General features: G+C 42.6%; 12 protein-coding genes. 3 read left to right on the top strand and 9 right to left on the bottom strand.

All coding sequences use genetic code 11. From position 1 onward, the window contains the following. The first annotated feature begins 27 nt into the window (after positions 1 to 27). Positions 28 to 270, top strand: coding sequence for a hypothetical protein (locus CAL7507_RS00065; protein ID WP_052331529.1), 243 nt, complete (start codon positions 28 to 30; stop codon positions 268 to 270). 240 nt (positions 271 to 510) lie between these two features. Continuing rightward, positions 511 to 1,692 (top strand): hypothetical protein, encoded by a 1,182-nt coding sequence (locus CAL7507_RS00060; protein WP_015126354.1) that lies wholly within the window; start codon positions 511 to 513, stop codon positions 1,690 to 1,692. A 151-nt stretch (positions 1,693 to 1,843) separates the two neighbouring features. On the opposite strand, the gene CAL7507_RS00055 is transcribed toward CAL7507_RS00060, so the two are convergent. Together CAL7507_RS00055 and CAL7507_RS00050 are read right to left on the bottom strand one after the other, a co-directional pair. Further along, positions 1,844 to 2,230, bottom strand: a complete 387-nt coding sequence (locus CAL7507_RS00055; protein WP_015126353.1) for a type II toxin-antitoxin system VapC family toxin — start codon at positions 2,228 to 2,230, stop codon at positions 1,844 to 1,846. Further along, a complete protein-coding gene (locus CAL7507_RS00050) occupies positions 2,227 to 2,454 on the bottom strand; it encodes a DUF2281 domain-containing protein (protein ID WP_015126352.1) in 228 nt (75 codons plus the stop codon). The genes CAL7507_RS00055 and CAL7507_RS00050 overlap by 4 nt, the downstream gene beginning before the upstream one ends. A gap of 195 nt (positions 2,455 to 2,649) precedes the next feature. On the opposite strand from CAL7507_RS00050, the gene CAL7507_RS00045 reads away from it, so the two are divergent. Next, on the top strand, positions 2,650 to 3,102 hold the full coding sequence (locus CAL7507_RS00045) for a hypothetical protein (RefSeq protein WP_015126351.1): 453 nt from the start codon (positions 2,650 to 2,652) through the stop codon (positions 3,100 to 3,102). A 149-nt stretch (positions 3,103 to 3,251) separates the two neighbouring features. On the opposite strand, the gene CAL7507_RS00040 is transcribed toward CAL7507_RS00045, so the two are convergent. The 7 genes from CAL7507_RS00040 to dnaA all read right to left on the bottom strand — a co-directional run bounded on the left by CAL7507_RS00040 (position 3,252) and on the right by dnaA (position 13,880). After that, a complete protein-coding gene (locus CAL7507_RS00040; protein ID WP_015126350.1) occupies positions 3,252 to 3,647 on the bottom strand; it encodes a nuclear transport factor 2 family protein in 396 nt (131 codons plus the stop codon). A 90-nt stretch (positions 3,648 to 3,737) separates the two neighbouring features. Next, entirely contained in the window at positions 3,738 to 4,745 is a 1,008-nt protein-coding gene (locus CAL7507_RS00035; RefSeq protein ID WP_015126349.1) for a zinc-binding dehydrogenase, read from the bottom strand. A gap of 56 nt (positions 4,746 to 4,801) precedes the next feature. After that, complete coding sequence (locus tag CAL7507_RS00030) at positions 4,802 to 5,704, bottom strand: DUF4437 domain-containing protein (RefSeq protein ID WP_015126348.1); 903 nt, start codon at positions 5,702 to 5,704, stop codon at positions 4,802 to 4,804. A 959-nt stretch (positions 5,705 to 6,663) separates the two neighbouring features. Continuing rightward, entirely contained in the window at positions 6,664 to 8,205 is a 1,542-nt protein-coding gene (locus CAL7507_RS00020; RefSeq protein WP_015126346.1) for a protein kinase, read from the bottom strand. A 320-nt stretch (positions 8,206 to 8,525) separates the two neighbouring features. Next, positions 8,526 to 10,595, bottom strand: a complete 2,070-nt coding sequence (locus CAL7507_RS00015; protein WP_015126345.1) for an outer membrane protein assembly factor — start codon at positions 10,593 to 10,595, stop codon at positions 8,526 to 8,528. 314 nt (positions 10,596 to 10,909) lie between these two features. After that, positions 10,910 to 12,073: a DNA polymerase III subunit beta gene (gene dnaN / locus CAL7507_RS00010; RefSeq protein ID WP_015126344.1), complete on the bottom strand. Its 1,164-nt coding sequence runs from the start codon at positions 12,071 to 12,073 to the stop codon at positions 10,910 to 10,912. A gap of 430 nt (positions 12,074 to 12,503) precedes the next feature. Continuing rightward, positions 12,504 to 13,880, bottom strand: a complete 1,377-nt coding sequence (gene dnaA, locus CAL7507_RS00005; protein WP_015126343.1) for a chromosomal replication initiator protein DnaA — start codon at positions 13,878 to 13,880, stop codon at positions 12,504 to 12,506. Positions 13,881 to 13,918 lie beyond the last annotated feature (38 nt).

The following is a 13,918-nucleotide window of genomic DNA, read 5'->3' as shown; positions in this document are numbered from 1 at the left end:
GAAAGATGATTGGTGTAAGGTTTTGCTATGCCACTATTGACTTCAGGCTCAGAACACGAAACTTCTCGTTCGGAACACGAAACTTCTCACTTGGAACACGAAGCTTCTCGTTCGGAACACGAAACTTCTCACTTGGAACACGAAACTTCTCACTTGGAACACGAAACTTCTCGTTCAGAACACGAAGCTTCTCACTTGAAACACGAAACTTCTCGTTCAGAACACGAAACTTCTCGTTCGGAACACAAAACTTCTCACTTGGAACTCTAAGAGGGTGTTTGAAAAGTCTAAATTAATACTACCCCCAGCGATTAGAAATCGCGGCTACACAGACAAAACCCACCTACGTGGGTTAAAAACCTTGATTTTGTGTTAGTCCGCACCAGGCGACTTTGCTTGTGTAGTAGCGAATTATATTCGCCCAAAACTTTTCAAACATCCTCTAACCTTTAAGCCTACAAATTCCCTATTCACTGATAACTGTTAACTGATAACTGTTCACTGAAAAACATGGCATCCAAAAACAAACTATTAACAGATATATCTTTAAAAGGATTAGAAATTGCACCTTCTCAAGTACGTGGTTCAGTGCGGATTGTGCCATTGCTGCGGCGAAAGGTGCGGGGAGACTTGCGTTTATTTCGCCGTTCTTACAATGAAGATATTACTGCTGTCTCTTTAGAAGGTAAGATGACGGAACCAGGGATGAAATACTTTTCTTATGTACCTCATGGCTTGGTGATGTCTTGGAGTGATGATGGTAGCCCGGTTGCAGCCTTTGGTGGACAGATGATGAAGGCTGACGGTAAGCGGTTGGATTGCGGATGTGCGAGTGTGCGGTTGATGCATCGCATGGCGAAGCGAGAATCAGCTAACCAACTGAGATTTTTACCTCTGCATTTGGCGATGGAAGGATTTTTATCCTTGTTTTTTTCTGGCCCTGATATTGCTTGGAGTGAGTATTCTAAGTATGCGCTGGCTCACGGGTTGGGTTCACGCTACGAACTCTCTATAAGTGGACGTTATATTGCGGGGTTGGAAGATGCTTTGCGGGTGTTTGAGATTCATCAACAACAGGTGGGAGTTTTGGTATTTGTGGCGGAAACTTTAGCCTCTGCTTTTGTGGTTCCGACTCCAGAAGACTACCGAGTTTTGCATACCAGTTTGCTAGAAGACTTTTATGGTGAGTTAATTTACCAGAATAGCTTGTTTTGTGATGCGACTTCCCCTATGTCTTTATCTGTAGATGATGCCAAGATTCATAGTTTGGCAGATTTGAGGGGTGCGATCGCGCAAATGCGATCGGATTGGGCATCTTTTCAAGGGTTTATGGCTGAGGGATTATTACAGCGTTCACTGCGATCGCAAATAGTTTACACTGCTGGGCCGTTTATGCTGCAACGGTTTATCACTAACCTCAATCCCAAAGATGAAAACCACATTGGAGAAGTGATAATTCGAGAAGATGGCGAACTAGAATATCTCAAAACTTACCGCTTATCAGCCGCCCAAACTCGCCGAGTTTATTTACTCAGTCAGCTAGACTTATATAACTGGAATATTGACGCTACTGCTAAAGCACTGGGTAATACCCGCGAAGAATTTGTTTCTCGTTTAGAGTCCGTCGGCTTTGGGTATTTATTAAATCAACAAGTGCGAGATAAAGCAAGGAAAAAATCCAAAAAATCTTGATTTATCTATCTAGAAAATAGCGATCTCCTTATTCAGTTAACAGTTATCAGTCGATTGGAGCATTGTAGGTTTGTGGAAAAGAGCGATCAGTAATCGCGAACAGCGTCTCATAGAGAAGCTTCAGCCTTTGGCGATCGCCTGAAAAATCTCTCTACCACAGCCGCTGAATTGGATAATTATCAAAAACCGCATCAATGCTGATAATAGGGATTTGTTCCACAGTAGCTTGAGCTATTAACAGTCTGTCAAAAGGGTCACGATGATAGTTAGGTAAATTATTTAAAGCGTAAATATGAGCTAGCTCAATAGGTAAAAGTTGTAGATTATTCACACGCTGCTGATTGTCTATCAACGCAGGGAGATTTGAATTTAGATTGAGCTTACCCAGTTGAAGTTTTATTTGTATTTCCCAAATACTAGCTATACTCAGCATCCATGTATTGCTAGTATCAGTCAATAAATCTGTCACCCTCTGAGATAATCTTTCTGGATTTCCTGTAGACCAGATAAATACGTGGGTATCTAACAATATATTCACTGCTCACCAGTCCAAAATTCATCTGGTAAAGGATCATTGAAGTCCTCACTCATCCAAATCTCTCCCTGGTTCAAACCAAGCACCCGTTGTTGCACGGGTTGGGGTTGAGCATGTTTCTGGGCTAAAAATTCTGCAAAATCTAGGAGCGTCTGTTGTTGCTCTGGTGGTAGGGATTGCAGTTTAGCAATTAATGTCTCAGTTATATTCAGTGTTTGGGAAGTCATTTCAACTGTCCTGCATTAGCACCTCCTAGTATTTTAAACCAGATGATTGTGGATACTGCGGCTATAAGAGCGGTCAGCGTCTCGTGGAGAAGCTTCAGCCGAAGGCGATCGCCTGAACAATACCTTATCTCATGAAAAATGCTTTCCCTTGTAAGTGATACCATATTGGAGTAGCTGCTTGACTCCTGAATATCGATGAATAAACCATTGGATGAAGCGCTTTCGGTTGAGATTTCGCAACGCATCAACAGCAAAGCTAGTAAACCTTTTGATAATACTTACAGAGCAGCACTAGCCACAGAAGGAGCGGTGTATGTCCAGGGATTTTTAGTTTTTGTAGGGAAGCCATACCAACCCGTTGAACACAGTTGGATTGAGCTAGGTGACTCGATTATTGATCCCAACTTACCGCACTTACAAAAAAATCCCCAAGAACTCTGGTATTTTGCAGCACAACGTCTAACCATTAAGCAACTGAAAGCAGTTATCGAAGAATCTCAAGAAGATTATCCAGAAGATGACCCATTACCAATTTATGGTGAATCACCTTATGAATATTATGGCGATGTGATGTTGGGTGGTAAAGATTATTTAGCAGCGTATCAAGCCGCAGAGATTAAATGCAAAGAAATTAATAACAATAATTAAAGTAGAAGGGAATAGGGGGTCAAGGGTCAACCCTTCGGCTACGCTCAGGGCAAGGAGTCAAGGGTCAAGAGTTAAGAGTCAACAGTCAACAGTCAACAGTTATTCCCCCTGCTCCCTGCTCCCTGCTCCAATCCCCAATCCCCAGTCCCTTAATAAGATTTACCATCGCTACCAAAGTATTCTCGATAGCTACAAATTTTGTCTCCACGCACATCAAAAGAAACGGCTACTCGATTTTTATAAGGTTGTTCTAATAAAATTCCTTGATCGCGAAACTCAAAAACAACTGTTGTCTCATTGCTAGTGAAACGGTCTAATGTTAGGGAAAGTCCGCCTTTGAAGGATGCAGAAACATATTGAAAAAACTCGTTAGCTCGGTCTTTTCCCTCATTCAAGCCGTGGAATTTACCCATAGGAAACCAAAAGGTAAAATCTTCTGTAAGCATGTCAAGAAAGCCTTGCCATTCTCCTGTTGCTAGTCCATGAGTAAACTGCTCAAATGCTTGGTGAGCGATTTTTAAAGTATGTTCTGATGTTTGTGACATATATCAGTTATCAGTTATCAGTTATCAGTTATCAGTTACTTGTACTGACTTATGCCTGATTTAATTTGAGGTTTCTGTCGATCTACTTCATTAAAACTTGACTACTACTTTGCCACAATTCTGACCACTGAGTAGATATTCGACTGCTGCCGGAATAGATTCTAAACCTAGAAATGGGGTGGAATCAACAGCAACTTTGAGTTTACCAGTGTAGAAGAGGTGAACTAAGCGATCGCGTGCTTCTGGAATATATTCTTGATAATGTGGCATGAGGAAGCCTCGAATAGTAGCAGCTCGCCAAAATAGCTGGTGATATATTCGAGGTTGTGTAATTTGTTCTGGCACTTTAGCATATTCAGAGATAAAACCGACTACAATCAAACGTCCTCTAACTGCTAAGTTTTCTAAACAAGTATCAAATACTGCTTTGCCTACACAGTCAAAAATCAAATTAATGCCTTGGGGGTATTCTTGCTGCAGGACTTGATGGAGATTTTCTGTGCGATAGTTGATAATGCGATCGCATCCTAATTGTCTCAATAACTCGGCTTTAGTTTCGGAACTACAAGTGCCAATTACATGATTACCTGCTAGCTTCGCCAGTTGTACGGCGATGTGTCCTGTTCCACCCGCTGCTGCTGTCACCAAAACAACTTCATTACTTTTCATTTCCCCGGCTTGCTCTAATGCTACCAAGGCTGATACACCTGTAGGCATCAGGGTTAATACCTCTGGTGTCGCTGCTCTGACTTTGATGGCTAAGTTTGCATCCACAACCTGAAATTCCCGATAACCACTACCACGGTGAGTAGTTACCACAGCATCACCAACTTGGAAGTCTCTTACATTATCTGCGATCGCCACAACTTCTCCCACGGCTTCGACACCCAAATCAAAAGGGGGAGTTAAATTAACATAGGGAATTTCACCTTGGCAAAGTAAGGTGTCAAAACCACCATTAATTCCCGCAAATTTGTTTTTAATCACAATTTGATTACTACCTAGTTCAGTTAGAGGTAGTTCTACAATCTCAATAGCTGATTTAAAATTTTGGGCTAGCCGTTTTGCAACCAGTTTTTTATAGTTACCAGAGTTCATTTCATATTGATGATTGAAAACCTAATCAAGAGTTTATTGTACCTGACAGATAACTCCTAACCACCTGAATAGGACAAAACTGTTCCAGGTTGTGACAGATCTCTATCAACTCGAACAAAGAATAAACAACCATCATCTGTTGTGTGTCTAGGAACAGTCGTAAAGCTGGGAACATACCCAAAGTGGTCTTTTGCGAAATGGTAATTTCCTACGTCACAGTATCCAGATAAAGCATAAGACTCTTCATTATATGATTGAATCATGGGATATCTGCCATCATAATGCGGAAAAATAACCAGCAACCATGTTCCTCTGCCGCTACTATCTTTCCTCAGCCACTTCTTATTTGCTTGGATAAATTGAGTTGTATCTGTCTTACCCCACGGGAGCAATTTGCTATCTAATACTGGAATGAAGTCGTGCAACCTAGCATCTGGATGATTAGTTTGTGCATTTTTATATTGCAATGGGACTGAACCATTTTCCATCCAGAGAATTTCTGCTTCCTCACTACCCAGTACTTTCCAAGGGCCAACTTTCACACCTGCAGGGATAAAGGAGTATCCATGCTTGCTTAGTTGCCACTCACCCACTTGAATTGCACCCCGAAGCACAAAAATCTCTAAGTCTGCATTAAATATGCCAGATGGGGCCTCAAAATTCGGTGGTAGCGATACTTTTGAAGTTGATGCACCAAATTCGTGCCATGTTAACAATCGACGACTGCCAACTGCGACATTCTCTGGCATTCCACTCACTCGCCAGCCATGTTCTTCTGGTACAGCATTTGTGTCGAAAAATTGGTATTGGCGAGGTAAATAATCTTGGGAAATGGCTGTCTGCCTTCCTGATAAATTCATCCGCCCTCTACCGTCTCCACCCCAATCTTCTTTGATAGACACTACATCCAAAAAATCATCGGTTTTTTTTTCGTATGCAGAATTGTCTTGATTTTTCATGTATTTAGATTTTACACAGTTAAGGTTCAATAGCAATACATTTAATTTTCAAAGATTACTAAAAGAGAGCAGGCTAATCCCCTTATTATTAGGTTTATTAGTAACACTTTTTACAGTATTTTAGCAAATAAATAATCTATTAATACGTTAGGTCTGATAGCAAATAAGTAGGGAGATATTTTGTACAAAAAATTATTAGCATTTATAGGTAGTTTGATTTTCAGCATTGCAGCAGTAATTTTAATTAAGGCTTTGATTAAAGAATTTAATATACCTATATTTACTACTGTCACCATCACTATTTTTAGCTGTTATGGTTTGATGTTTTTTAGTGTAGTACAAAATACTATTTTTAAATCTAAAAGGAAAAAATAATCTTATTCCTCTATCATGTGTGCGGATTGGGAGAAGGGCGGGGAAACCCATTGGTGTCAACTTAACGCAAAACCCTTGTCAAAACGTGGATTTTTAATTAACTCACTTACCATCACTCTTCGCGTCACCCCTCCCCTTAGCAAGGCTACCGTGTACACACAAGTGATTGAATCACCCCAAAACCTTTAAAAGTAGGGGAGCCAGTCACGTGGGCGGGTTTCCCGACTTGAGGGAACTGGCGTTGTGTTATGCCGGAGGCTAACGCACCATCCGAGATTTGCGGTGCGTTAGGACTTTAGTCCATAACGCACCCTACCGAACGAAAACGAATGCAGGTGAGATTTTCCGACTTGTGTGTACACCGTAGCCTTAGCAAGGGGAGCCACTTGTGTGGGCGGGTTTCCCGACTTGAGCAAAGTGGCGTGAGGGGTTGGGGGTGGGGTAAAATGTATGTCGGGTAAGCGTTGTAGCTCAATTTGACACCAATAGGGGAAACCCCACTCCTACTGATTTGAAAACCTCCGTAACTGATGGAGAAATTAAGAGTAGAGACGGCGATTGATCGCGTCTTTCTAACTAAATAATCAATTTTGCGGCTTTTCCTCGGATTTCTCTTCCTTTTGGGGTTGATTGTCATCAGTTGGCACCACTACTGCAGGAGGATCTAATTTTTTGGATTCCGCTGGTGCTGGTGTGGGGATAACCACAGAATTTGGCGGCTTTACAGGTTGGGGTGAGTCCACATCCTTTGTAGAAGATGGTGAGGGCGAAGGATTCCGAGATGAGCGAACCGCCCTAAGTTTTTCCACTAAGGACTGTGAAGGGGAAGAACTGGGTGAAGCTTCAGGTTGGGATTCTCCGGAATTATTTTGGGGTAATTGTTCAGTTTTATTATCGCTATTTTCAGCGACAGGACGACGATTGCGCTTGCGTCGTGAGGATGTAGAAACGGGTGCAGTATCAGATGGGGCTGCGGTTGTCGTTTCTTTGCCTAAATCTGAGGGTGTAGGGTTGAGAGTAGGTGTTTGCTCGACTGTAGGATTGGCAAACTGCGGTTGTGAAGGTGACTGGCTGGGAGATTTGGGGAGTATACTAGTGATGCCAAAACCGGCGATCGCTGCAACCACAGCTACACCACTACCAATAAATGCTTTTGATGATGCTAATTTCTGCGCCGATGCACTCACCTTGGCGATCGCTGACGATACCGGAATGCGATTTTTGGTAGTTCCCCCAAACCGATTTTCTTGCTGTTGGGTAGATAAATCGATAGTGGCGACTGTGTGAGTTGGTACTGCTTGTGGTGCTACATTCACCCCTGTTCCCGGTAACAGCCTCAGCCACTCTGCAACCGTTGGCGGACGAAAGCGAGATTCCACCGCCATACCACGCATCACCGCTTGATTGACAGCAGCACTCAGATGTGGTTGTAGTTCACGGGGGGATGGCATTTTTTCGCGATCGCGTAACAATGCAGGTAAAGGAACTTGTGCTGTTAATAGTGCGTACAAAGTAGCTGCCAAACCGTATACATCGGTTGCAGGTGTGCGCGGCGCTTGTGTCAAATATTGTTCAATCGGGGAATAACCTTCAGAAACCATCCCCGTGTGAGTCTGGCGGACACTACTATTAAATTCCCTAGCAATGCCAAAATCAATTAGCACCACCTCCTGAGTTCCTTGGCGGAGGATAATATTATCCGGTTTAATATCCCGATGCAGCAAACCATTATTGTGTACTACCTGCAATGCGGCGGCGATTTGTCGGATGTAATGAATTGCTGTTGCTTCTGGTAAAGGTATCGCTGGTAACACAAATGCATCTCCCAAAGTTTCCCCAGGAATGTATTCCATCACCATGTAAGGCAGCCCAGCTTCGACAAAAAAGTCACTCACCCGGACAATATTAGGGTGGACACAAGTAGCTAATCGTCTGGCTTCATCTTGGAATTGACGCTCGAACTTAGCAAAATCAGCATGTTGTCGCAGCCGTTCGTTGATGGTTTTCATCACCACCTCCTGATCCAAGTAGTGATGAGTAGCCTTGAATGTAATGCCAAAGCCACCCCGACCTATTTCCTGGTTGAGGGTGTATTTACCACCTTGTAAAGTTGTACCTGCTAACATAGAGAGTCCTGATTCCTTAGTCCTGAGTGAGCAGATCGCTACTGCGTCCTGAGTCTTAAGGGATTTCCAAAGAAATTTGCTTTCCTTAAATAGGAAAACTTCCCCATCATCGCCACAGTTTTGTCTTTTTCATGATACATTGTCATCCCCTTGACTAACTTGAAGATATGGGTAAGTCATTGGGCATTGGGCATTTAAAGTTCTGAAGTGGATAAGCTAGATGAACAAGTCTTTGAGCTAGATGAATCAAACATAGGTTAGGTAAAGAACGTAGACAATGCCCCAATCCCTGGTCACTGAGCGCAGTCGAAGTGCAATCCCTAAAACCGTTGACCTATACCCAAATGCACGCGGCTTTCTCCTTGGTCATTAATGCCATAGTCAGCCCGAATTAAGCCTAGGGGTGAGTCGAAGCGGACTCCTGCGCCATAACCAAAACCACTACCTGGTTTATTTCGCATCCCCGCTGGATTTCCTAAGACAGTGTCGCCAGAACCTAAATCTGAGCCATAATCAGCAAATAATACACCCCCAACTATGGGTAAAATGGGGAAGCGGTATTCTGCGGAAGCTAAGACATAACTGCGACCAGTACCGACATTCCCCGAATCATAACCGCGTACTGAGTTAGAACCACCTAAATTAAAAGCTTCATAGGGTGGTAAATTACCCAGAACAGTGCCAGCTTGCACATTTAAGGCAAATACTTGTGGCTGTTTGCTGCTAAATAACTGGACTGGTACATATTGGCTGTAATTCGCTTTCAGGCGATTAATGGAAATATTACCTTGTCCCAGAGGCACAGATTGTTCTGTACTCAGAGTCAGAAGGGAACCTTTGGTGGGATTCAAGACATTATCTCGTTGGTCTTTGGAGGCGGTGAAAGATACGGTGGTTAAGTCATCAGTGCCAGTTCCGCTGGCGGTGAGGGGATTACCTTTGGCATCAGTTGGGGTAATATTACCTTGGCGATCGCTGATATTAATACGGGTATAATTAAATCCCAAGGATGTATCCCAGTCGTCAATGGGTCTTTGAAAGCTCACACTCCCACCAATACGACCTTCCCGCGCCCTGTCACCGTTAGCTAATTCAATTTTGTCATCAAATGTTTGTGACAATTCCCGACGGCGAAAGGCATTGATCGTATAACCCAAACGATCTGGGTTAGTTTCTCGATAGGGACTAGTAAATTTGGTATCAAACTGGAAGTCACGCAGCCCTACCCCAACATTCACACCCAATTTATCGTTCACGCCGCCAATATTCTGATCTTGATAGTTTAACGTGCCAATCAGTCCCTGATCAGTGCTGTAACTTCCACCCACATTGACTGCACGGGCCCCAGTTTCTTTGAGTTCATAGACTAAATCTACTTTGGTTGCGTCCCCTTCCAAGGCAACATTCACGGACTCAAATAAGCCGAGTTTATACAGTTGCTGGACGTCTTGCCGTACCGCATTTTCTTGGAAGAGTTGACCAGATTTCAGCTTAAGTTGTTGCCGTAAGAAATCTGTTTTGGTACGACCTGTAACTGGATTGCCTTTACTATCAACGGTTTTACCTTCATCGTTGACAAAGCGAAACTTGATGTCTCCCACCAAGCCCTCAGCTACATTTAAAGTGAGGATGCCTTCACGGTTCGGTTTAATCGATAAAACCCTTGCTAGATTATAACCATTGTCGGCGTACCATTTGTTGAGTTGCTTTACTGCTTCCTGGAGGGCTACAGGACTGATAGTAGTACCGATTTGAGATTGGAACTGTTTTTGGACTACTTGATAGGTGAGTGCCTTAGCACCGGAAAGCTGTAGCGATCGCACCACTATTGGCTGCACCTGATACACTACATTCAAGCCCTTGGAAGTGCTACGGCTATTGACGTTAGCAGTAGTAAATAAACCTGTATCTAAAATCGCCGTCACATCTCTTTGCAATTGGCTTTGACTAGTTTCTCCACCCGTTTGGGTTTTAATGACCTGGCGAATAATCTGCTGCAATTCCTGAGTAGCTCCTACTACCTGTACATCTGTAGCTGTAACTACTAAATCATTGTTAATCACAGGGGCTGGGGAAGCGACGGGTAGGGGAGAAGAAGGGAGAAGAACGACGGGGGAATTAGCCTTGGGTTTTGATGCTATGATTGCTAACGATTTGTTAACAACCTTTGGTGCGACTACAGGATTTTGAGAAAATTGTTGAGCAACTACAGTTTCTGGTGCTGAAATTGGTGCTACCTGTGTTGACAAGTCTTCAAGCACTGGTACTACCAAGTTCCCTGCCTTTTCTGCCGGAGTCTGGTTTGTAGCAGGTGCAGCCATTGCTTGCTGAGTGACATTACTAGCAGTTAAAGTTGCTAATGTAAAAATTGCAGCAGAAGAAACTCGCATAATATTTCGCCTATATGCCTGATTAACTTAGGAGTTAGTTTTAGCGAGGTAGTCTAGGGGATAATACCAGCTTCCAGCTGCTTTGCCGATTGATACCCCATTCAACCCTCTTTCTCAAACAGACATTTAATAGTGATTTTTTGTTTCTTTGTTGGGAGTCGGGAGTGGGGAGTCAGGAGTGGGAAGTGGGAAGTCAGGAGTGAGGAGTGGGGAGTTAGAATTTATGGGTTTGAAACTGTAACCATATTCATTGATTAAATTATTTCGCCATTATTCCAATATTCCGGCTCCTGAATTCTGACTCCAGAATCGCCCTAATTTCTCAGTTGTACAGGCATAGCTAAATAGGTCATCTTCAACCCACCTAATGGTGTAAAAATCACCGGAGTCAGATTTTGATTTAAGTGCATTTGAATTTCTGAAGATGGCAAAGCTTTTAATCCTTCCATCAAATATTTAACATTAAAAGCAATTTCTATATCTTCTCCAGATACCTGAGCAGGCATTGATTCTCTACCACTGCCCATTTCTTGAGCTTCACAAGATAAGGTAATTTGTTGAGCTTCGCTATCAATACTGACTTTTACTATATTATTCTTCTGATCGGCAAGTACAGCTATACGCTCTAAAGTACTTAAGAATTGTCGCCGTTCAAGTGTTACCTGTCGCTCAAACTGACGGGGGATGAGTTGTCGATAAGCGGGATATTGCCCTTCTAAGGTGCGGCTAGTTAAGCGTTGATGTTGCCACTCAAATATAACTTGACCTTGATCAAAAGATAAGGCCACTGGTTGATCTGATGCGGAATTATGCACTAGCATCCGCTCTAGTTCACGTAAAGCTCTGGCTGGTACTGTCACTTCTATTTCACCACCACCACCTAGAGGACGCTCATTACTAGTTTCCACTACTGCTAAACGATGTCCATCGGTAGCGGCAAATTCCAGCGTGTCTTGTGTAAGTTTTAAGTGGACTCCAGTCAGCACTTGTTTAGTTTCGTCTCCACTAGTAGCAAATAGCGAACCTCTTAAGCCTTCAATCAAGGCTGCTGTTGTTAGCTGGAGTGCTTCTGCATTTTCAATTACAGGTAACTCCGGAAACTCTTCGGCTCCCATTGCGCGCACTTGATAATGTCCACTCTTGGGTGTGAGGGTGACGATTAAACCTTCTCCACCAGAGGTTTCGCCTTCGAGAGCTGATTCATCATCGAGGGTGATTTCTCCTTCTGGGAGACGGGAGGTGATGTCTACAAGTAATTTAGCAGGAAGTGCGATCGCTCCCCCTTGCCATACCTCTGCAGTGAAGCTGGTACGGATACCTAAACTGAGATCGAATGCTGTTAAGCTGACTTGGTTAGTTTGAGCATCCGCCTGTAGCAGTACATTAGCAAGTACCGGATGTGTCGGTCGTGATGGTACTGCACGGCTGACGAGGGAAAGGTTTGTACTGAGGTCACTTTGCGCGCAAACTAATTTCATAGTCAAGATTCAGCTTATGAGTGAATATCGTAGCATTCTTTTTAACTAGGGAATGGGGCAATAGGCAATAGGCATTAGGCAGGAGTCAAAGGTCAAGAGTTATTAATTATATCTCCCCCTACTTCCTGCCTCTACTTCTACCTCTACCGCTGTGGAAATTGTGGAAAACTCACCACTAGCTTATTTGAAATATGGTTTAGTTGATGACAATCTGTGGAAAACTTGTGGAAAAACCCCCTAGTTTTTCCACAGAGTAATTGTACTTATTTAATGTTCATTTAACAAACTGTCAAGTTTTCCACAGATTCATAGGAATTTTTCCACAAAGGAGTTGAAGCTTAATCAATTTTTATACGCAACTTAATATTTTCGATTGGATATGGGAGTGTGAAGATGAATATATAGTTGTGCTGCTTGTGGAAAACCAAAATTATTTTTGAGAGCGACTAGTCATGTTGATGCGATCGCTTAGTTGACGTAGAGTTTGTGCTAAAGTGCGATCGCTCTCCTGAAGTTGAGTAATTTTGTCACAACTGTAGATCACCGTTGTATGGTCTTTACCACCGAATTCTTCACCAATTCTCGGCAAACTTAAAGCAGTATGTTGCCGCATTAGATACATACCTATTTGACGTGCCCAGCTAATCTCTCGTCGTCGAGAGTTGCCTTTAAGGTCTTCAATTGAAACGTCAAAAGTATCACCAATAACCTTTAAAATCACCTCTGGGGTTGCTGCTACTTTTTCGTTTGGCGGCTCTAAAACTGGTGTGATACTTTCTACAGTCATAGGTAAACCCCAAATAGAAATATAAGCTAGTGCCCGAATTAAAGCTCCTTCTAATTCACGAATGTTAGAAGTATAGTTAGAAGCGATATACTCAATCACATCACGAGAAAGGCGGATATTTTCGTATTCAGCTTTTTTCTGTAAAATCGCCATTCTAGTTTCTAAATCTGGGGTTTGAATATCAGCTATTAAACCCATAGAGAACCGAGAACAAAGGCGTTCTTGTAAGCGCGGAATCTGATTGGGAGGGCGATCAGAAGCTATAACAACCTGTTTGCCAGCTTCATGTAAAGTATTAAAAGTATGAAAAAATTCTTCTTGTGTATACTCTTTACCCTCAATAAACTGAATATCATCAACTAACAACACATCTGCTGCTCGATAATGCTCGCGAAAACTTTGCATACTATCCTTACGGATAGCTGTAATTAGATCATTAGTAAACTGCTCAGTTGAAACATAAAATATTTTAGAATCTGGGCAAATTTCCCAACGATAATGACCAATAGCCTGCATGAGGTGCGTTTTACCTAAACCTACACCACCACATAGAAATAAAGGATTAAACTCTCTTCCAGGAGACTCCGCAACCGCTAGAGATGCAGCGTGCGCCATACGATTGTTAGCACCAACTACAAATCGTGAAAAGACATACTTTGAATTTAAATCACTAGTTTTTTGTTTATCTTTGACAGCATTTTCTGAAAGATGATTCGCCGATGATAATTCCCAAGACTCTTCTCGTTCGTGAAGATGAGAAACTTCATCACCTTTGGCAACAGTAATATAAATTTCCACAGGATGACTGAGAATATCCTGTACTACATTAGCAATAGTATTGATGTAATACTTCTGTAACCAATTACGCGCAAAAGGGTTAGGAGTACATATTACCAAGCAGTTGTTTTCTAACCGCTCCGCACTAGCAGTTTTTATCCAGGTTTCAAAGGTGGGACGAGATAATTCTAGTTGTAAGCGCTCCAGTACCTGATTCCACAAACTGTCTATAGGGATTTCCATTATCTACCACCTTTGCTGCCAATCGTCACAATACGAAA

The organism is Calothrix sp. PCC 7507 (genome assembly GCF_000316575.1).
In the GTDB taxonomy this organism is placed as follows: Bacteria; Cyanobacteriota; Cyanobacteriia; order Cyanobacteriales; family Nostocaceae; genus Fortiea.
Note: the sequence above shows the minus strand (reverse complement) of the source record. Positions and strands in the feature narration are given on the sequence as shown.

Coding starts and splice junctions, on each gene's coding strand:
- CAL7507_RS00020 (WP_015126346.1), bottom strand. CDS start 8,205: ATGTTAGCAGGTACAACTTTACAAGGTGGTAAATACACCCTCAACCAG.
- CAL7507_RS00040 (WP_015126350.1), bottom strand. CDS start 3,647: ATGTCACAAACATCAGAACATACTTTAAAAATCGCTCACCAAGCATTT.
- CAL7507_RS00060 (WP_015126354.1), top strand. CDS start 511: ATGGCATCCAAAAACAAACTATTAACAGATATATCTTTAAAAGGATTA.
- dnaN (WP_015126344.1), bottom strand. CDS start 12,073: ATGAAATTAGTTTGCGCGCAAAGTGACCTCAGTACAAACCTTTCCCTC.
- CAL7507_RS00065 (WP_052331529.1), top strand. CDS start 28: ATGCCACTATTGACTTCAGGCTCAGAACACGAAACTTCTCGTTCGGAA.
- CAL7507_RS00030 (WP_015126348.1), bottom strand. CDS start 5,704: ATGAAAAATCAAGACAATTCTGCATACGAAAAAAAAACCGATGATTTT.
- CAL7507_RS00015 (WP_015126345.1), bottom strand. CDS start 10,595: ATGCGAGTTTCTTCTGCTGCAATTTTTACATTAGCAACTTTAACTGCT.
- CAL7507_RS00050 (WP_015126352.1), bottom strand. CDS start 2,454: ATGACTTCCCAAACACTGAATATAACTGAGACATTAATTGCTAAACTG.
- dnaA (WP_015126343.1), bottom strand. CDS start 13,880: ATGGAAATCCCTATAGACAGTTTGTGGAATCAGGTACTGGAGCGCTTA.
- CAL7507_RS00045 (WP_015126351.1), top strand. CDS start 2,650: ATGAATAAACCATTGGATGAAGCGCTTTCGGTTGAGATTTCGCAACGC.
- CAL7507_RS00035 (WP_015126349.1), bottom strand. CDS start 4,745: ATGAACTCTGGTAACTATAAAAAACTGGTTGCAAAACGGCTAGCCCAA.